An 18,518-nucleotide genomic window follows, 5' to 3' on the forward strand; every position below is an offset into this window, starting at 1 on the left:
CAACGATCAATAACACCAACCCCGTGACGACCTGAAAGGAGTTCCCATGGCCCAAGCCATCGCCGCGTACCTGCATTACCTGTCGATCTTTCTGCTGTTCGCCCTGCTGGTGCTGGAGCATCGGCTGTTCAAACTGCCGCTGGATCTGCAGCGGGCCCGCAGCCTGATCCGCATCGACATCGCCTACGGCCTGACGGCCGGCCTGGTGCTGGCCACCGGCGCGGCGCGAGTCATCTGGTACGGCAAAGGCGCCGCCTATTACCTGCACAACAGCCTGTTCCACGCCAAGCTGGGGTTGTTCATCCTAATCGCCCTGCTGTCGATTCTGCCGACCTTCACCTTCCTCAACTGGCGCAATGCGCTGAAGGCCGGCCAGGTGCCGCAAATCGGCCCACGGCAGGCCCAGCTGACGATCATCAGCATTCGCCTGGAACTGCTGTTGCTGCTGATTCTGCCGCTGTTGGCCAGCCTGATGGCGCGCGGTTATGGGGTGATGGGGCAGTAATTTCCGAACAGAAAAAAACCGACTTCGCGTCGGTTTTTTTCTGCCTGCGGAACTGACTCAGCTCGACAGGTAAGACGAACGCGTCAACCCCAGCCGCAGCGCGTCGAGGAACTGGGTGCGTTCGCCGGCGCTGAGCTTGGCGCTGGCGACCTTGTCGCGGTAGTGGGTCATCAACTCTTCCGGCGACAGGTGCACGTAACGCAGCATGTCCTCGATGGTGTCGTGGGTTTCGATCCCGGCGTGGTACACGCTGCCGTCCGGGTTCTGGTAGATGTTCACCGAGTCGGTGTCACCGAACAGGTTGTGCATGTCGCCCAAGATCTCTTGATAGGCGCCGACCAGGAAGATGCCCAGCAGATAGTCTTCGCCCTCACGTACTTCATGGACCGGCAGGCTGGTTTCGATGCTCTGCTCGTCGACGTACTGCTTGATCTTGCCGTCGGAGTCGCAGGTCAGGTCTTGCAGCACCGCGCGGCGCAGCGGCTCTTCGTCGAGGCGGTGCAGCGGCAGAATCGGCAGCACCTGGCCGATGGCCCAGGTGTCGGGCAGGCTCTGGAACACCGAGAAGTTGCAGATGTACTTGTCGGCGAGCTTGTCGTTCAGCTCATCCAGCACCTGACGATGGGAGCGCTGGCGAGCCTTCAGCGAGTTGTGCAGCCGGCGGCAGACGGCGAAGTAGCACTGCTCGGCCAGGGCCTTCTGCACCAGGCTGATCTTGCCGTCGGCGTACTGGCTGGCGACGTCGCTCATATAGTGGGTGGCGCGCCAGTAGGTTTCGGTGACCATCTCGAGATCGGTCGGGCCGAGCAGGTCGACCAGCCATTGCACGGTTTCCGGCAGGCTGTCCTGGTCGTCGATGACCGGCACAGCATCGTTGTGCTTCTCGACGTCGGTCACCTGCACCACCAACATCGCGTGGTGCGCGGTCAGCGAACGGCCGCTCTCGGAGAAGATATGCGGGTGCGGCAGCTCCTGGGCGTCGCAGAACTCCTTCAACATGCCGACCACCACGCCGGCGTAGTCGTCCATGTCGTAGTTGATCGAGCTGGCATTGCGCGAGTGGGTGCCGTCGTAGTCGACACCCAGGCCACCGCCCACGTCGATATGATCGACCGGCAGGCCCAGACCACGCAGCTCGCCGTAGTAACGTATGGCTTCCTTGAAACCGTGCTGGTAGTCCGCAAGATTCGCTATTTGCGAGCCCATATGGAAGTGCAGCAGACGGATGCCCTGATCCAGCTTGGCCGCGCGGAAGCGCTCGACCACCGACAGCAGCTGCGCCGCCGACAGGCCGAACTTGGACTTCTCGCCACCGGTATCGGCCCATTTGCTCGAAGCCAGGGACGACAGGCGCACGCGCAGCCCGATCTGCGGGGCGACCTTCAACTCGGCCGCCTCCTCGATCACCAACTGCACCTCGGATTCTTTCTCGATGACGATGAAGACGTTGTGGCCGAGCTTCTGCCCCATCAGCGCCAGGCGGATGAACTCGCGGTCCTTGTAGCCGTTGCAGACGATGGTGCCGCCCTTAGGCGCCAAGGCTAATACGGCCAGCAGTTCGGGCTTGGAGCCGGCTTCCAGACCGATGGAGACGTCCTGGGTGGCGATGATGTTCTCCACCACCGCTTCCTGCTGGTTGACCTTGATCGGGTACAGCGCGGTGTAGCGGCTCTGGTACTCGAGCCGGGCGATGTTGGCGTCGAAGGCACCGGTCAGCTGACGCACGCGGTCTTGCAGAATGTCCGGAAAGCGCACCAGCAAGGGCAGCGACAAACCGCTGCTGCGCAGCTCGTCGAGCTGGGCGAACAGGTCGATCGGCGCGCTGTTCGGGCCACTCGGGCGCACCTCGACGCGGCCCGCGTCGTTGATCGCGAAATAGCCGGCGCCCCAATGGCGAATGCCGTAGACGCTACGGCTGTCCGCTACGGTCCACTGGCTGCCGTCATCTTTACGTGTGCGTCGTACGGACATCGAGGTCCCCTTCTATCAAGAAATCAAAAGCTCCGACCATGCCGGACCGAAGCAGAATAAGCATTGGCAATGACGATTACTGAGGTGTTGACCGACGGCCCAAAGCAGAAGTTTAGAAAGTGCCGGGCTAGCCGCCAGATTTCTTCGCCTTGAAGCCGTGCTTGATCAGCTCATCCAGCAGCAGTTGCACGTGGTCGCCCTGAATCTCGATGACCCCGTCTTTCAGCGAACCACCGCAGCCGCAGCGCCGCTTGAGCTGGCTGGCCAGCTCCTTGAGCGGTTCTTCGGCCAGCGGCACACCGCTCACTGTGGTCACCGTCTTGCCGCCGCGACCCTTGGTTTCGCGGCGCACACGGGCGATCCCATCCCCGGCGGGGATGACACTCTGCTTGCAGATACAGGCATCCACCGGCTGGCTGCAGTCCGGGCAATGCCGGCCTGCATCGGTGGAAAACACCAAACCGCCAAGGGCGGCAAAGGACGAAGCTTTCTTGACCACCGGGCTATCCTCGTAGGGGTCAGAAGGGTCTATCTCGGCAGCTGATGATTGAAATAGACCTGAAAGCGACTGGCTGACGCTGGTCAGCCGCGAAGCCCCACTCTGGCAGGGGCAGCGCACCTGGGCCGGGAGGCTCAGGCTTGAAAAGCCGCGCAGTGTAACGGCAAAAACCAACAATGCTAAGAGCGAAATTGCGCCATTAATCGGCGGATTGGCGACCTCGGGCCAGATAGCGCTGCAGGGCGGCCAGGGAGTCCGGGCAATAGGGCTTTTCCCGGGTTTGCGCCAGGACCTCGGCGACAGGGAGGAAGCACGCCTCCAGCACCTCCTCCGGCTGCAAGCGCAGCGGCCCATCCGCCACAGCGGAAAACGCCGTGCACCAGAGCCGGCTTTCCGGCGCGTCATAGAAAAAGTGCGCGTGCTCGATCAGCGGCACACCGGCCACCCCCAGTTCCTCCTCCAGCTCACGGGCGGCGGACTCGGCGTAGCTTTCCCCCTCCAGCACCATGCCGCCGGCGGCCACGTCCCAGTAGCCGGGGTACAGCGCCTTGCTCAGGGTGCGCCTATGTACGCAGAGCTCACCGGCGGAATTGAACAGCAGGATATAGGTGCCACGGCCGATCAGGCCGCGCCGCCGCAGCTCGAGTCGCGGCATACCGCCCAGCGGACGGTCGGCCTCGTCGACCCAGGCCACGCGTTCCGCATCGGAGGCCGCCCGGTGGGCCGCCTCTCTGGCTGAAAAACCCATGACTCAACCCTGACTCAACAGCTGACGCAGGTCGATGATCGCGGCATTGGCCCGCGAGATGTAGTTGGCCATCACCAGCGAGTGGTTCGCCAGCACACCATAACCGCTGCCATTGAGGATCATCGGGCTCCACAGCGGCTCCTGCGAAGCCTCCAGTTCGCGGATGATCTGCCGCACGCTGACGGCGGCGTTCTTCTTCGCCAGCACATCGGCGAAGTCCACCTCGATCGCCCGCAGCAAGTGCGACAACGCCCAGGCCTGACCACGCGCCTCATAGAACACGTTGTCGATCTGCAGCCACGGCGTTTCATAGGCTTGTTCGCTGACCGCCGGCGCCTCAGCGTCGGCGACCGGCGCGGCATTGTCCTTCAGCCCGGTATTCAGGCGAACCTGACCGACGCTGGCGGACAAGCGCTGCGACAAGGAGCCCAAACGCGTGGCGGTATCGCCCAACCAGTTATTCAGGTTGTCGGCGCGGGTATAGAACCGCGCATTCGGCTGGCTCGGGTCGGACAGGCGCGCCAGGTAGCGATCCAACGACCTGATCCCCTCGCGGTATTCCGCCTCGCTCTCCGGCAGGGCCCAGCTTTTATTGTCGAAGTTGAAACGCGGCTCGGCCTTGGCCAGATCAGGGTCTTCGGTGGACTGTGTCTGCGAGCGGGCGAAGTCTTTGCGCAGGGCCCGCGACAGGTCACGCACCTGCACCAGCACGCCGTATTCCCAGCTCGGCATGTTGTCCAGCCACACACCCGGCGGGGCGAGGTCGTTGGACAGGTAGCCGCCCGGCTTGTCGAGCAGGGTGCCGACGACCTGTTTCAAGGTTTCCACCGTGGTGTAACCGCTGACCAGCTGGCGTTGCGCCTGCTCGGCGGCCGCCTGGGCATTCTGTTGCACCGGGAACAGCTCAGGTTCCTGGTTCCAATACCAGCCGACCACCAACGCCACGAGCAGATAGAGGCCCAGCAGCGAGCCCAGCGCCCGGCTGAGCCAGAGGCCGCCAAAGTAGCTACGCACATCATCCACCGAGTCATCGACACTGTCGCGCAAGCTGCCCGCGCGGTTCTTCCAGTTCAGCATGGCCATGTCCTTCAATCATCGAATTCAGCTGTTCGAGCACAACCCCGCTGCAGGGTTGCCGTCCTGCCTCGCACTATAAGGGAAGCGCTAGTCGATGCGCAGCGCCGACAGCGCAAACTTATAGTTCGCGCAGAACCTAGGCTGGGTAGAGCCGTTTTTTGGCGAAACCCAGCCTACGGATACCGCGATAGGTAAACCAAGCAACTGCCCAGCAGCAGCTCGAAGGTTGGCGGCAAATGCTCGGCGGTGCTAGCGTACCTAAAGACCAGTAGCGGCATAGCGCCAGCACCGGGCCGCTCTGCGGCGGCACATAAACATAATAAGAAGAAGCCAGGCCATGACCGAGCAAGAAGATCCCAGTCGCGACCGCCTCAAACACCACTTTGCCCAACGGGTCATCCATCAAGCGCGGCAAGTGCTGGAGGTCTGGCAACGGCTGCAGCACAGCGAATGGAACGCTGCGGAGCTGGCCGCGGCCAATCTGCGGCTGCGCCGTTATGCCGAACGCTTCGAGCAAGCCGAACACGCGCAACTGGCACAAGCCATCGCCAATTGCCTGGAGGCCAGCAGCGCCAACCGCGGACGCCTGACCAGCAGCCTGATCAGCGAACTCAACCAACTGATGCAGCGCCTGTCGCGTACCGGCCTGCGGCATGGCGACCCGTTCGAACACACCTTCCTGCCGCCGCTGCGCAAGCCGGTCTACCTGGCCTTGCAGGATACTGAGCATGCCGAGCGTCTGGCCCAGCAATTGGAGTTCTTCGGCCTGATTGCCCAGCCGTTCGACCACGCCGAGGCCTTTCGCGCCGCCATGCTCAAGCGCCACCCGGCCGCCATCCTTATGGAAGTCGACTTCGCAGGCACAGGCCTAGGCCTGCAACTGGCGGCCGAAATTCAGCAAGACCTGGAGCAGAAGTTGCCGCTGCTGTTCTTTAGCCACGCAGACACCGACACCCCGACCCGTCTGGCAGCCGTGCGCGCCGGCGGCCAGGCGTTCTTCACCGGCAGCCTGGACGCCTCCAGCCTGCTGGAACGGATCGAAATCCTCACCCATGTCGCGCAGTACGAGCCCTACCGCGCGTTGATCATCGACGACTCCCGCGCCCAGGCCACGCATACCGAGCGCGTACTCAACGGCGCCGGCATCATCACCCACACCCTGGTCGAGCCGATCCAGGCGATGGCCGCGCTGGCCGAGTTCCAGCCGGACCTGATCATCCTCGATATGTATATGCCGCAGTGCAACGGCACCGAACTGGCCAAGGTGATCCGCCATAACGACCGCTACGTCAGCGTGCCAATCATCTACCTGTCGGCCGAAGACGATCTGGACAAACAGCTGGAGGCGATGAGCGAAGCCGGCGACGACTTCCTCACCAAGCCGATCCAGCCGCGCCATCTGATCGCCACCGTGCGTAACCGCGCAAGCCGCGCGCGCAACCTGAAAGCGCGGATGGTGCGCGACAGCCTGACCGGTTTGTACAACCACACCCATATCCTCCAACTGCTGGACGACTCGCGCCTGCGCGCCCGCCGCGATGGCCAGCCGCTGACCTTCGCCATGCTCGATATCGACCACTTTAAAAAGGTCAACGACACTTACGGCCACCCGATGGGCGACCGGGTGATCAAGAGCCTGGCGCTGTTCCTCAAGCAGCGCCTGCGCAAGACCGACCATATCGGCCGTTACGGCGGCGAAGAGTTCGCCGTGGTGTTGCCGGACACCGATGCCAGCACCGCGCGCAAGGTGCTCGACGAAATCCGCCGACGTTTCGCCGAAATCCACTACCCGGCACAGCCACAGGAGCTGTCCTGCACCTTTAGCTGTGGCATCGCCCAGCTGCACGAGGGCATGGATATCAATACGCTGTCGAAACAGGCCGACGAGGCCCTGTATGTCGCCAAGCATGGCGGGCGCAACCGCGTGGAAGTCTTCAGCGACGAGACCGCACCGACTCGGCAGCGCGTATCGACCACAGCGTGACGCCCCTCACGCCGTCATCAGCCCACACTGCAAACGCAATAAATTTAGAGGCCTAGCGTTGCATCGTCGGTCGAGCCGCACCTGGTCCTGGGGCGACTCTCTGGTGCTCGCAGCACGCCCTGGAGCGCCCCGCCCCACCGACAACCCCAGTTCTTAGACTGCGACCCCAGGTCACGCCCAGCAGCCGGAACTCGCCCGAGCGATGCCACGCTCAGCAGCGCTCGCGCCAGCGGCCCGACCCTCCCGGCAGTGTCCCGGTCGCAGCGGGCGGCTTTCCGTTATCATTGCGCCATCTTCGACTTGCGAGACCTCCATGCGCCGCCTGCTCAGCCTGATCCTGCTGTTGCTCGCCCTGCCTGCCAGCGCGGGCCTGTTCGACAACCGCCCAAGCCCGGTGCTCGGTGCGCCGCTGAACAACAGCGCGGACTTCCTGCCGGTGCGCGAAGCCTTCCGCCTGAGCCTGGTGGACAGCAATGCCCAGTCGCTCAAACTGCGCTTCGTCGCCGCCGAGGGCTATTACCTCTACCGCCACCGCTTCCAGTTTCGGATCGAACCCGCGGATATCGCCAACGGCGCGGCTCAACTGCCACCCGGCGAGGCGAAGACAGACCAATATTTCGGCGAGGTCGAGGTGTATCACGGGGTACTCGATGTCGAGTTGCCGCTGAAAAATCCGAACCAACTGCCCTTCAGCCTGCAGGTGACCTATCAAGGCTGCGCGGATAAGGGCCTGTGCTACCCACCGGAAACCGAACGCCTGGAGATCGGGGATAACAGCCCGGCCAGCGCCCCCGTCGCTATCGGTGCCGCCACGCCCCCAGTGCCGCCGGCCGGCTGGAATTGGCACGAACTGGCGCTGTTCTTCCTCGCCGGCCTCGGCCTGACCTTCACCCCCTGCGTGCTGCCGATGCTGCCGATCCTGTCCGGGGTGGTGCTGCGCGGGCAGATCGGCGGCCTGCGCGGCTTGAGCCTGTCACTCGCCTACGTGCTGCCGATGGCCGCCTGCTTCGCCTTGCTCGGTGCGCTGATGGGCGTATTCGGCGCCGAACTGAATCTGCAGGCGCGCCTGCAATCGGCCTGGGTGCTGGTGCCCTTCGCGTTGTTCTTCGGCCTGTTCGCCCTGGCCATGTTCGGGGTCTTCGAGCTGCGCCTGCCGCGTCTACTCAGCGAGCCCTTGGACCGTCTGGCTGGCAACACCCGCGGCGGTTCGCTGTGGGGGGCGGCACTGCTCGGGGTGGTTTCCAGCCTGCTGGTTTCGCCCTGTGTTTCCGCGCCATTGGCCGGTGCGCTGCTGTATATCAGCGCCAGCGGCGATGCCCTCGGCGGCGGGCTCAAGCTGTTCGCCCTCGGCCTCGGCATGGGTGCACCGCTGGTGCTCTTCGCTGCCGGTGGCGGCGCCCTGCTACCGAAGAGCGGCATCTGGATGGTCATAGTGCGCAACGCCTTCGGCGTATTGCTGCTGGCGGTGGCGGTCTGGCTGCTCGAACGCGTGCTGCCCGGTGCCTGGGCGCTGGCGCTCTGGGGCCTACTGGCCGGCGGCGTGGCCTTGTTCCTCGGGGCCTTGGAGTTCGGCTATAAGTCACCCCGTCAGCGCTTGGCGCAATTGGCCGGCCTGGCTCTGCTGGCTTACGCCCTGAGTGCCTGGGTCGGCGCGCTGCGAGGCGAATCCGATCCGCTGCACCCGCTCGGCCGCCCATCGCTGGCCGGCAACTCAGCCAGCACGGTAGTCAGTGGCAGCTGGCAAACCCTTAAAACCGCAAACGAACTGGATGCCGCCCTCGCCGCCGCCAAAGCTGCCAAGCAACCGCTACTGCTCGACTGGTATGCCGACTGGTGCATCAGTTGCAAGGTGATCGAACGCGAAGTGCTGACCGCCCCGGAAGTCGTCCGCCAACTTGCCGGCTACCGACTGATTCGCTTCGACATGACCGCAAGTACCCCCGAACAGCGCGCCCTGCTCGATCGCTACCAGCTGTTCGGCCCACCTGCGCTGCTATTTTTCTCGCCCCAAGGTGACGAATGGGCGGATTTACGTGTCGTAGGTGAGATCGATGCGGGCAACTTTGCCGAACGGCTGCGCAAAGCCAGCAGCCGCTAAGTAGCTGTTCACTCTCGCTGCGCTTGACTCAGCTGCATTGAAAACTGCCTTTTAACGCAGAGCGTCATACATTTGCCGCAAATAGCGGCCATCGTGTGGGCTATTGCCGACATCTAGACAGTCTTTACCGCTCTGCGGCATAGTCCTGCGCAGCGTGACAATATGGAAGACAACGATATGGCCACCTTACTGGTGTTGCACGGCCCCAACTTGAACCTGCTGGGCACTCGCGAGCCCGGCGTCTATGGCGCCGTCACCCTCGAACAGATCAACCTCGATCTGGAGCGCCGCGCCCGTGAGGCTGGCCACCACCTGCTCTATCTGCAGAGCAATGCCGAATACGAGCTGATCGAGCGCATTCACGCCGCACCGGGCGAAGGAGTGGACTTCATCCTGATCAATCCGGCGGCATTTACACATACCAGCGTCGCATTACGTGACGCGCTGCTGGCGGTGAGCATCCCATTCATCGAAGTGCACCTGTCCAACGTGCACAAACGCGAAGCTTTCCGCCATCACTCGTACTTTTCCGACGTTGCCGTGGGAGTGATCTGCGGCCTTGGCGCCAGCGGTTACCGGCTGGCCCTGGAGGCTGCCCTGGAACAACTTGAACGCCCCTGACCTTACCCTTGGGAGTTGCTGCTTAATGGATATTCGTAAAGTTAAGAAACTGATCGAGCTGCTGGAAGAATCCGGTATCGACGAACTGGAGATCCGCGAGGGCGAAGAGTCCGTACGGATCAGCCGCCACGGCAAGCAACCGCAGTTCGCCGCACCGCAAATGTATGCCGCCCCCGCACTGGCGCCAGTCGCTGCTGCCGTCGCCGCAGCGCCAGCCGCCGAAGCCGCCGCTCCGGCCGCCGCCAAGCTGAACGGCAACGTGGTGCGCTCGCCGATGGTCGGCACCTTCTACCGCACCCCTGCACCGACCGCGCCGGCTTTCGTCGAGATCGGTCAGAGCGTGAAAAAAGGCGACATCCTCTGCATCGTCGAAGCGATGAAGATGATGAACCACATCGAAGCGGAAACCAGCGGCGTTATCGAATCCATCTTGGTGGAGAACGGCCAGCCGGTGGAATACGACCAGCCGCTGTTCACCATCGTTTGAACCGCGGAGAGCCTGCGATGTTGGAAAAAGTTCTGATCGCCAACCGCGGCGAAATTGCCCTGCGCATCCTGCGCGCCTGCAAGGAGCTGGGCATCAAGACCGTGGCGGTGTACTCCACGGCCGACCGCGAGTTGATGCACCTGGGCCTGGCCGACGAAACGGTGTGCATTGGCCCGGCCTCTGCCGCCCAGTCCTACCTGCATATCCCGGCCATCATCGCGGCGGCGGAAGTCACCGGCGCCACGGCGATCCACCCGGGCTATGGCTTTCTCGCGGAAAACGCCGACTTTGCCGAACAGGTCGAGAAGTCCGGCTTCGCCTTCATCGGTCCGAAAGCTGACACCATTCGCCTGATGGGCGACAAGGTCTCGGCCAAGCACGCCATGAAGAAAGCCGGTGTGCCGACCGTCCCGGGCTCCGATGGCCCGCTGCCGGAAGACGAAGAAACCGCCCTGGCGATTGGCCGCGAAGTCGGTTACCCGGTGATCATCAAGGCCGCCGGCGGCGGCGGTGGCCGCGGCATGCGCGTGGTGCATGACGAGGAAGAGCTGATCAAGTCGGCCAAGCTGACTCGCACCGAAGCCGGCGCAGCCTTCGGCAACCCGATGGTCTATCTGGAAAAGTTCCTCACCAACCCACGCCACGTGGAAGTGCAGGTGCTGTCTGACGGCCAGGGCAACGCCATCCACCTCGGTGACCGCGACTGCTCGCTGCAGCGCCGCCATCAGAAGGTTCTGGAAGAAGCGCCAGCCCCGGGCATCGACGAGAAGGCCCGTGCCGAAGTGCTGGATCGTTGCGTGCGTGCCTGCATCGAGATCGGCTACCGCGGCGCCGGCACCTTCGAGTTTCTCTACGAGAACGGCCATTTCTACTTCATCGAAATGAACACCCGCGTGCAGGTGGAGCATCCGGTGTCGGAGATGGTCACCGGCATCGACATCGTCAAGGAAATGCTCAGCATCGCCGCTGGCAACAAGCTGTCGATCAAGCAGGAAGACGTCGTGATCCGCGGCCACGCGCTGGAATGCCGGATCAACGCGGAAGACCCTTCGTCCTTTATGCCGAGCCCCGGCAAGGTCAAGCACTTCCATGCGCCGGGCGGTAATGGCGTGCGCGTCGACTCGCACCTGTACAGCGGTTACACCGTGCCGCCGAACTACGACTCGTTGATCGGCAAGCTGATCACCTACGGCGCCACCCGTGACGAAGCCCTGGCGCGCATGCGCAATGCGCTGGACGAGATCGTCGTCGACGGGATCAAGACCAACATCCCGCTGCACCGCGACCTGGTTCGCGACAAAGGCTTCTGCAAAGGTGGAGTCAATATCCATTACCTGGAAAAGAAACTGGGTATGGATAAGCACTGAGTAACCTGTCGCTGAAATGACAAGGGCTGCCCACGGGCGGCCCTTGTCATTTCAGCCCGTCGCAAGCTTGACCCATAGCAGTGGAAGCCCGTTCGCCCCTCAAGTAAGCTTGCCCGCCAATTGCGCCAGCCCACGCCATCGGCTAGCCGCGTCATCGTTCAAGAGGTTTGCCCATGCCCTGGTTACAAGTCCGTCTCGCCATCAGCCCGGAACAGGCGGAAACCTACGAAGACGCCCTGCTCGGCGTCGGCGCCGTGTCGGTGACCTTCATGGACGCCGAAGACCAGCCGATCTACGAACCGGACCTCGGCACCACGCCGCTCTGGTCGCACACGCACCTGCTCGCCCTGTTCGAAGCCGACACCGATGAAACCAACCTGCTCGCGCACCTCGAACTGCTGACCGGCGCACCGCTGCCGCCGCACCAGCTCGAACGCATCGAAGACCAGGACTGGGAACGCAGCTGGATGGACAACTTCCAGCCGATGCGCTTCGGCCGACGCCTGTGGATAGTGCCGAGCTGGCATGCCGCACCGGAGCCGGACGCCGTCAACCTGCTGCTCGATCCAGGCCTGGCCTTCGGCACCGGCACCCACCCGACCACCGCACTGTGCCTGGAGTGGCTGGACGGCCAGGACCTGCAGGGTTGCAACGTGCTGGACTTCGGCTGTGGCTCCGGCATCCTCGCCATCGCCGCACTGCTCTTGGGCGCCAAGCAGGCGGTCGGCACCGATATCGACCCGCAAGCGCTGGAAGCTTCGCGCGACAACGCCGGGCGCAACGGCATCGATCCGGCATTGTTCCCGCTTTACCTGCCGGCCGATCTGCCGCCACAACCGGCCGAAGTGGTGGTCGCCAACATCCTGGCCGGTCCGCTGGTGCAATTAGCCCCGCGAATCACCTCGCTGGTGCAGACCCATGGGCGCCTGGCACTCTCGGGCATCCTCGCCGAACAGGCGGAAGAAGTGCGGGCGGCCTACCGCGACGCCTTCGAGCTGGACCCCACGGCAGAAAAAGACGGCTGGGTACGCATCACCGGGCGCCGCCGCTGAGAGCCTGTTCAAGATCGTCGCGAGCGCAGCAGATCATCAACAGGCTCCGAGGCGCCATCCGCAGTAGCCTTGAGTTAGACTAACCGCCCCGATTGACTCGCGTACAACGCCGGATCGCCGCATGACCGCCAGTTTCGTCACCCAGTGCCCCCATTGCCGCACCAGCTTTCGCGTGAGTCGCGCGCAGTTGGGCGCAGCCCATGGCGCGGTGCGGTGCGGTGCCTGTTTGCATGTGTTCAATGCCGCGGTCCAGCTCGTTGGCGCACAACCGGCCGCCAAAGCGGCCGTTAGCCCGCCACCGACTGCCGCGCAGCCGCCCCCTGCCAGTCCTGCCACGCCGCCGGGCAAAGCCGCCGGCGACACGCTGTGGATCCATGACGACCTCGACCTCGACAGCCTCGATGAAGAGCTGGCCAAGCAGGAACAGCAGGAGCTGCACCTCTCGCAAGAGTTTCTCGCCCTGGAACCCGGCCCGAAATCGGCCGAGGACCTCCTCAAGGCGCCGGAACAAGCGCGCGAGCAGGACGACGAAGACTGGGCCGAGGCACTCCTGAAGGACCACCCCGCGCCGCCAGCCGAAGCGCCGCCGCCCAGCCTGGCGAGCGATGAGTCCGCGCAGCCCTGCGGCATCGCGGATGCCGCGGATGAGGAACCGGAGCACGACTTCAAGCTCAGCGCCGAGCGCGACGAACCGGAGGCCGGCTTGTCCGCCACCGACGAACATGACGATCCGGACAGCAGCTTTGCCGCCGTCAGAACCCTGCAAAACCCCGGCCGCAGCGAGCCTGGGCCGCGTGACGAAGGGCTGTTCAATCTGACCGAAGAGCCCCTGCACCTCGACTGGCAAGAGCAGCGCAAACCCTGGGGCCGCTGGCTGGGCTGGGGCCTGTTGAACCTGATCGGCGCGCTCGCCCTGACCAGCCAATACATCGCCTACCATTTCGACGAACTGGCGCGTCAGGATCAGTACCGCCCCTGGTTCGAGCAGTTCTGCCCAAGCCTCGGCTGCAGCCTGCCATCCAAGGTCGAGATCAGCCTGATCAAGAGCAGCAACCTGGTGGTGCGCAGCCACCCGGAGTTCACCGGTGCCCTGGTGGTGGACGCGATCCTCTACAACCGTGCGCCTTTCGCCCAACCCTTCCCCTTGCTGGAAATGCGCTTCGCCGACCTCAACGGCCAACTGCTTGCCAGTCGTCGTTTCAAGCCCAGCGAATATCTGGCGGGCGAGCTGGCCGGTCAGGCCGAAATGCCACCGCAAACGCCGATCCACATTTCCTTGGACATTCTCGATCCAGGCACCAAGGCCGTGAATTACAGCCTAAGCTTCCACTCGCCCGAGTAGCCGCCGCGCCCTGGTTTTTGGCATTTTCACGGCCATCCGCGGGCACCCTGAGCCGCCAACAACTGTTCATAATTTATCCAGAACAGCCTTTATCCAGCCCTCGAGAGCGGGTATTATGCCCACCCTTTTTCGCACTCCCAGATCCGCCTTTTCAGCAGGGAAGCCCCATGTCGGCGGTACGCATCGGTCCATACACACTGCCCAATCAGTTGATACTCGCGCCCATGGCGGGAGTCACTGATCGCCCGTTCCGTCAGCTCTGTCGCCGCCTTGGCGCGGGTCTGGTGGTGTCGGAGATGGTCACCAGCGATATGAGCCTGTGGAACACCCGTAAATCGAGCCTTCGGCTGATTCATGCCGGCGACCCGGAACCCCGTTCGGTGCAGATTGCCGGCGGTGATCCGCAGATGCTGGCGGATGCCGCGCGCGCGAATGTCGAACTGGGTGCGCAAATCATCGACATCAACATGGGCTGCCCGGCCAAGAAGGTTTGCAATAAGGCGGCCGGTTCGGCGCTGCTGAAGGATGAACTGCTGGTCAGCGCGATTTTACACGCCGTGGTGGCCGCGGTGGATGTCCCTGTGACCCTGAAAATCCGCACCGGCTGGGATCGCGAGAACAAGAACGGCATCGCCGTGGCGAAGATCGCCGAACAATCGGGGATTCAGGCGCTCGCCGTGCATGGGCGGACGCGCGCGGATCTGTACAGCGGCGAGGCCGAGTACGAGACCATCGCCGCGATCAAGCAGGCGGTGTCGATTCCGGTGTTTGCCAATGGCGATATCGACTCGCCAGAGAAAGCCCGGCACGTGCTCGCCGCCACCGGTGCCGATGCCCTGCTGATTGGGCGTGCCGCACAAGGGCGGCCATGGATTTTTCGTGAGATCGAGCATTACCTGCGCACCGGCGTAAAATTGCCGGCGCCAACGCTGCACGAGGTGGAACGCATTCTGCTAGAGCATCTGGCCGAACTGCACAGTTTCTATGGCGACGTGATGGGCGTGCGTATCGCCCGCAAGCATGTCGGCTGGTACCTCGCCACCCTGCCGGGCGCCAGGGAGTTTCGCGCCCAATTCAATCGTCTGGAGAACACGGACGTGCAATGCGCCAGCGTTCGGCAGTTTTTCGCCGAACGTCATAACGACGGAGAAGGGGTCGCTGCATGACGATGATGACTGAGACATTAGTGAGTGGAACTGCACCCGTGACCGATAACGTCAATTTGAAACAGCACCTGAACACGCCGAGCGCCGAGGGCCAGACCCTGCGCGGCAATGTGGAAAAGGCGTTGCACAACTACTTTGCCCACCTGGATGGGCAGGATGTCTCTGACGTCTACAACCTGGTGCTCTCCGAAGTCGAGGCACCGCTGCTGGAGACCGTGATGAATTACGTCAAGGGCAACCAGACCAAGGCCTCCGAACTGCTCGGGCTGAACCGCGGCACGCTGCGCAAGAAGCTCAAGCAATACGATTTGCTGTAAGCATGCATTCCAACGAAGAAGGGCGGCCTCTGTTGAGGGCCGCCCTTTTTTGCTGATTTCTCTGCTTTAGATGGAAATTGAGATGACCGACCAAACCACCCGCCTGCCCATCCGCCGCGCCCTGATCAGCGTTTCCGACAAGACCGGAATTCTCGAATTCGCCCGTGAGCTGTCAGCCCTCGGGGTCGAAATCCTCTCCACCGGCGGCACCTTCAAGCTGCTCAAGGACAATGGCGTGGCCGCCGTGGAAGTCGCCGACTACACCGGCTTCGCGGAAATGATGGATGGCCGGGTGAAGACCCTGCACCCGAAAATTCACGGTGGCATCCTCGGTCGCCGTGGCATCGACGACGCCATCATGGCCGAGCACGGGATCAAGCCGATCGACCTGGTCGCGGTCAACCTCTACCCCTTCGAAGCGACCGTCTCGAAACCGGGTTGCGACCTGCCAACCGCCATCGAGAACATCGACATCGGCGGCCCGACCATGGTCCGCTCGGCGGCCAAGAACCACAAAGACGTCGCCATCGTGGTCAACGCCAGCGACTACAGCGCCGTGCTGGACAGCCTGAAAGCCGGCGGCCTGACCTACGCCCAGCGCTTCGACCTGATGCTCAAGGCCTTCGAACACACCGCCGCCTACGATGGCATGATCGCCAACTACTTCGGCACCGTGAACCAGGCCGCCGAGACCCTGGGCACCGAAGCGCGTGGCGCCTTCCCGCGGACCTTCAACAGTCAATTCATCAAGGCCCAGGAAATGCGCTACGGCGAGAACCCGCACCAGAGCGCGGCGTTCTACGTGGAGGCCAAGCCGGTGGAAGCCAGCATCGCCACCGCGATCCAGCTGCAAGGCAAGGAGCTGTCGTTCAACAACGTGGCCGACACCGACGCCGCGCTGGAATGCGTGAAGAGCTTCGTCAAGCCCGCCTGCGTGATCGTCAAGCACGCCAACCCGTGCGGCGTGGCCGTGGCCCTCGACAGCGAAGGCGGCATCCGCCAGGCCTACGAGCTGGCCTACGCCACCGATACCGAGTCGGCTTTCGGCGGCATCATCGCCTTCAACCGCGAGCTGGATGCGCAAACCGCCAAAGCCATAGTCGAGCGTCAGTTCGTCGAAGTCATCATCGCGCCGAAAATCAGCGCCGAAGCCCGTGCCGTGGTCGCCGCCAAAGCCAATGTGCGCCTGCTCGAATGCGGTGAATGGGCCGCCGAGCGCACTGCCGCCTGGGACTTCAAGCGGGTCAACGGCGGCCTGCTGGTACAGAGCCGCGATATCGGCATGATCACGGCCTCCGATCTGAAGGTGGTGACCCAGCGCGCGCCGAGCGAGCAGGAAATCCACGACCTGATCTTCGCCTGGAAAGTCGCCAAATACGTCAAATCCAACGCCATCGTCTACGCCAAGAATCGCCAGACCATTGGCGTCGGCGCCGGCCAGATGAGCCGGGTCAACTCCGCCCGTATCGCCGCGATCAAGGCCGAGCATGCCGGCTTGCAGGTGCAGGGTGCGGTGATGGCGTCGGACGCCTTCTTCCCGTTCCGCGACGGCATCGACAACGCCGCCAAAGTCGGCATCACCGCGGTGATCCAGCCCGGCGGTTCGATGCGCGATAACGAAGTCATAGCTGCGGCCGATGAAGCCGGTATCGCCATGGTGTTCACCGGCATGCGCCACTTCCGTCACTGATTTTTGTCTGGGCGGCCGCGCTGAAGCAGGCATCTGCTGCGTTGGAGTCGGTCCCGCTGATGCTCATTGCCAAAAGGCAACTCCGCTCATCGAGACCGCCTCCGCCTTGCATCTACCCGCTTGATCGCGACCTCGATAAACGTCGCCAGTTTTTCTGACTTGTAGAGCGTAGGTTGGGCTGAGTTCCGCGAAGCCCAACGATCCAACGCGAAGTCCAATATTCGCAGGAGAGTTCCCATGAACGTATTGATCATCGGCAGCGGTGGCCGCGAGCACGCCCTGGCCTGGAAGGTTGCGCAAGACCCGCGCGTTGCAAAAGTCTTCGTCGCCCCGGGTAACGCCGGCACCGCCACCGAAGCCAAATGCGAGAACGTCGCCATCGACGTACTGGCTCTGGAACAGCTGGCTGACTTTGCCGAGCAGAATGTCGGCCTGACCATCGTCGGCCCGGAAGCGCCACTGGTGGCGGGCGTGGTCGATCTGTTCCGCAGCCGCAACCTCAAGTGCTTTGGCCCCACCGCCGGCGCCGCGCAATTGGAAGGTTCCAAGGCCTTCACCAAGGACTTCCTCGCCCGCCACAACATCCCCACCGCCGACTACCAGAACTTCACCGAAGTCGAGCCGGCGCTGGCTTACCTGCGCGAGAAAGGCGCACCGATCGTGATCAAGGCCGACGGCCTGGCCGCCGGCAAAGGCGTGATAGTCGCCATGACCCTGAGCGAGGCCGAAGACGCCGTGCGCGACATGCTCGCCGGCAATGCCTTCGGTGACGCCGGTTCGCGCGTGGTGATCGAGGAGTTCCTCGACGGCGAAGAAGCCAGCTTTATCGTCATGGTCGATGGCCACAACGTGCTGCCGATGGCCACCAGCCAGGATCACAAGCGCGTTGGCGACGGCGACAGCGGCCCGAATACCGGCGGCATGGGCGCCTACTCGCCGGCGCCGGTGGTCACCGCCGCGGTGCACCAGCGCGCCATGGACGAAGTGATCTGGCCGACCGTGCGCGGCATGGCCAGCGAAGGCAATGTCTACACCGGCTTCCTGTATGCCGGGCTGATGATCGACAAGGCCGGCAAACCGAAAGTCATCGAGTTCAACTGCCGCTTTGGCGATCCGGAAACCCAACCGATCATGTTACGCCTGCAATCGAGCCTGGTGCTGCTGGTCGAAGCCGCCTTGGCCGAAGCCCTGGATAAAATCGAGGCGCAGTGGGATCCGCGCCCCAGCCTGGGGGTGGTGCTGGCTGCCGGTGGTTACCCCGGCGACTACGCCAAAGGCGCGGTGATTAAAGGCCTGGACGCCGCCGTCAGCGACCAGGGCAAGGTGTTCCACGCCGGCACGGCGCTGCAGGACGGCCAGGTGCTCACCTCTGGCGGCCGCGTACTCTGCGCCACAGCCCTTGGCGAGACTGTCTCGGCGGCCCAGCAACAGGCCTATGCGCTGGCGGCGAAGATCGACTGGGACGGCTGCTTCTACCGTCACGACATCGGTTATCGGGCCATCGCCCGCGAGCGCGGCGAAGATTAAGCGCCTGAATTCATAGAACAAGCTGTAAGGCGTGCCAAGGCAGCCATTTGGCTGCCTTCCGCGTATT

At 63.5% G+C, this 18,518-nt stretch carries 16 protein-coding genes; 12 read left to right on the plus strand and 4 right to left on the minus strand.

Annotation, left to right across the window (positions count from 1 at the left end; all coding sequences use genetic code 11):
- Positions 1-46: 46 nt before the first annotated feature.
- Entirely contained in the window at positions 47-505 is a 459-nt protein-coding gene (locus tag FFS12_RS11910) for a DUF2214 family protein (protein ID WP_137887021.1), read from the plus strand.
- A gap of 57 nt (positions 506-562) precedes the next feature.
- Here FFS12_RS11910 and speA read toward each other — a convergent pair whose 3' ends face one another.
- The 4 genes from speA to FFS12_RS11930 form a co-directional block, all read right to left on the minus strand.
- Entirely contained in the window at positions 563-2,476 is a 1,914-nt protein-coding gene (speA, locus tag FFS12_RS11915) for an arginine decarboxylase (protein WP_137887022.1), read from the minus strand.
- 127 nt (positions 2,477-2,603) lie between these two features.
- Entirely contained in the window at positions 2,604-2,975 is a 372-nt protein-coding gene (locus FFS12_RS11920) for a translation initiation factor Sui1 (protein WP_119953642.1), read from the minus strand.
- A gap of 199 nt (positions 2,976-3,174) precedes the next feature.
- The gene (locus FFS12_RS11925) at positions 3,175-3,723 is read right to left on the minus strand and encodes an NUDIX hydrolase (RefSeq protein WP_137820387.1); all 549 of its coding nucleotides are present in this window, start codon (positions 3,721-3,723) and stop codon (positions 3,175-3,177) included.
- A 3-nt stretch (positions 3,724-3,726) separates the two neighbouring features.
- The gene (locus FFS12_RS11930; protein WP_137820388.1) at positions 3,727-4,800 is read right to left on the minus strand and encodes a DUF2333 family protein; all 1,074 of its coding nucleotides are present in this window, start codon (positions 4,798-4,800) and stop codon (positions 3,727-3,729) included.
- A gap of 337 nt (positions 4,801-5,137) precedes the next feature.
- Between FFS12_RS11930 and FFS12_RS11935 the strand changes: the two genes are divergently transcribed.
- From FFS12_RS11935 to purD, 11 genes are all read left to right on the plus strand, one after another.
- Positions 5,138-6,784, plus strand: a complete 1,647-nt coding sequence (locus FFS12_RS11935) for a diguanylate cyclase (RefSeq protein ID WP_137887023.1) — start codon at positions 5,138-5,140, stop codon at positions 6,782-6,784.
- A 313-nt stretch (positions 6,785-7,097) separates the two neighbouring features.
- Positions 7,098-8,882, plus strand: coding sequence for a protein-disulfide reductase DsbD (locus FFS12_RS11940; protein ID WP_137887024.1), 1,785 nt, complete (start codon positions 7,098-7,100; stop codon positions 8,880-8,882).
- 177 nt (positions 8,883-9,059) lie between these two features.
- Positions 9,060-9,503, plus strand: a complete 444-nt coding sequence (gene aroQ, locus FFS12_RS11945; protein ID WP_137818538.1) for a type II 3-dehydroquinate dehydratase — start codon at positions 9,060-9,062, stop codon at positions 9,501-9,503.
- Positions 9,504-9,528: 25 nt separating this feature from the next.
- Positions 9,529-9,990: an acetyl-CoA carboxylase biotin carboxyl carrier protein gene (gene accB / locus FFS12_RS11950; RefSeq protein WP_137887025.1), complete on the plus strand. Its 462-nt coding sequence runs from the start codon at positions 9,529-9,531 to the stop codon at positions 9,988-9,990.
- A gap of 17 nt (positions 9,991-10,007) precedes the next feature.
- Positions 10,008-11,357 (plus strand): acetyl-CoA carboxylase biotin carboxylase subunit, encoded by a 1,350-nt coding sequence (gene accC / locus FFS12_RS11955; protein WP_137818540.1) that lies wholly within the window; start codon positions 10,008-10,010, stop codon positions 11,355-11,357.
- 173 nt (positions 11,358-11,530) lie between these two features.
- On the plus strand, positions 11,531-12,409 hold the full coding sequence (gene prmA, locus FFS12_RS11960) for a 50S ribosomal protein L11 methyltransferase (RefSeq protein ID WP_137887026.1): 879 nt from the start codon (positions 11,531-11,533) through the stop codon (positions 12,407-12,409).
- A gap of 121 nt (positions 12,410-12,530) precedes the next feature.
- Complete coding sequence (locus tag FFS12_RS11965) at positions 12,531-13,751, plus strand: DUF3426 domain-containing protein (RefSeq protein WP_137887027.1); 1,221 nt, start codon at positions 12,531-12,533, stop codon at positions 13,749-13,751.
- A gap of 167 nt (positions 13,752-13,918) precedes the next feature.
- Positions 13,919-14,917 (plus strand): tRNA dihydrouridine synthase DusB, encoded by a 999-nt coding sequence (dusB, locus tag FFS12_RS11970; RefSeq protein WP_137887028.1) that lies wholly within the window; start codon positions 13,919-13,921, stop codon positions 14,915-14,917.
- On the plus strand, positions 14,914-15,234 hold the full coding sequence (gene fis / locus FFS12_RS11975; RefSeq protein WP_137818544.1) for a DNA-binding transcriptional regulator Fis: 321 nt from the start codon (positions 14,914-14,916) through the stop codon (positions 15,232-15,234). The genes dusB and fis overlap by 4 nt, the downstream gene beginning before the upstream one ends.
- An 82-nt stretch (positions 15,235-15,316) precedes the next feature.
- Positions 15,317-16,924 carry a bifunctional phosphoribosylaminoimidazolecarboxamide formyltransferase/IMP cyclohydrolase gene (gene purH, locus FFS12_RS11980; RefSeq protein ID WP_137887029.1) on the plus strand — a complete coding sequence of 536 codons (1,608 nt, stop codon included), beginning with the start codon at positions 15,317-15,319 and terminating at the stop codon, positions 16,922-16,924.
- Between the two features lie 237 nt (positions 16,925-17,161).
- Positions 17,162-18,451 carry a phosphoribosylamine--glycine ligase gene (gene purD, locus FFS12_RS11985; RefSeq protein WP_137887030.1) on the plus strand — a complete coding sequence of 430 codons (1,290 nt, stop codon included), beginning with the start codon at positions 17,162-17,164 and terminating at the stop codon, positions 18,449-18,451.
- The last annotated feature ends 67 nt before the right edge of the window (positions 18,452-18,518 follow it).

The organism is Pseudomonas sp. 2FE, from assembly GCF_005503735.1.
Lineage (GTDB): Bacteria > Pseudomonadota > Gammaproteobacteria > Pseudomonadales > Pseudomonadaceae > Aquipseudomonas.

Coding starts and splice junctions, on each gene's coding strand:
- FFS12_RS11910 (WP_137887021.1), top strand. CDS start 47: ATGGCCCAAGCCATCGCCGCGTACCTGCATTACCTGTCGATCTTTCTG.
- speA (WP_137887022.1), bottom strand. CDS start 2,476: ATGTCCGTACGACGCACACGTAAAGATGACGGCAGCCAGTGGACCGTA.
- FFS12_RS11925 (WP_137820387.1), bottom strand. CDS start 3,723: ATGGGTTTTTCAGCCAGAGAGGCGGCCCACCGGGCGGCCTCCGATGCG.
- FFS12_RS11930 (WP_137820388.1), bottom strand. CDS start 4,800: ATGCTGAACTGGAAGAACCGCGCGGGCAGCTTGCGCGACAGTGTCGAT.
- FFS12_RS11935 (WP_137887023.1), top strand. CDS start 5,138: ATGACCGAGCAAGAAGATCCCAGTCGCGACCGCCTCAAACACCACTTT.
- FFS12_RS11940 (WP_137887024.1), top strand. CDS start 7,098: ATGCGCCGCCTGCTCAGCCTGATCCTGCTGTTGCTCGCCCTGCCTGCC.
- aroQ (WP_137818538.1), top strand. CDS start 9,060: ATGGCCACCTTACTGGTGTTGCACGGCCCCAACTTGAACCTGCTGGGC.
- accB (WP_137887025.1), top strand. CDS start 9,529: ATGGATATTCGTAAAGTTAAGAAACTGATCGAGCTGCTGGAAGAATCC.
- accC (WP_137818540.1), top strand. CDS start 10,008: ATGTTGGAAAAAGTTCTGATCGCCAACCGCGGCGAAATTGCCCTGCGC.
- prmA (WP_137887026.1), top strand. CDS start 11,531: ATGCCCTGGTTACAAGTCCGTCTCGCCATCAGCCCGGAACAGGCGGAA.
- FFS12_RS11965 (WP_137887027.1), top strand. CDS start 12,531: ATGACCGCCAGTTTCGTCACCCAGTGCCCCCATTGCCGCACCAGCTTT.
- dusB (WP_137887028.1), top strand. CDS start 13,919: ATGTCGGCGGTACGCATCGGTCCATACACACTGCCCAATCAGTTGATA.
- fis (WP_137818544.1), top strand. CDS start 14,914: ATGACGATGATGACTGAGACATTAGTGAGTGGAACTGCACCCGTGACC.
- purH (WP_137887029.1), top strand. CDS start 15,317: ATGACCGACCAAACCACCCGCCTGCCCATCCGCCGCGCCCTGATCAGC.
- purD (WP_137887030.1), top strand. CDS start 17,162: ATGAACGTATTGATCATCGGCAGCGGTGGCCGCGAGCACGCCCTGGCC.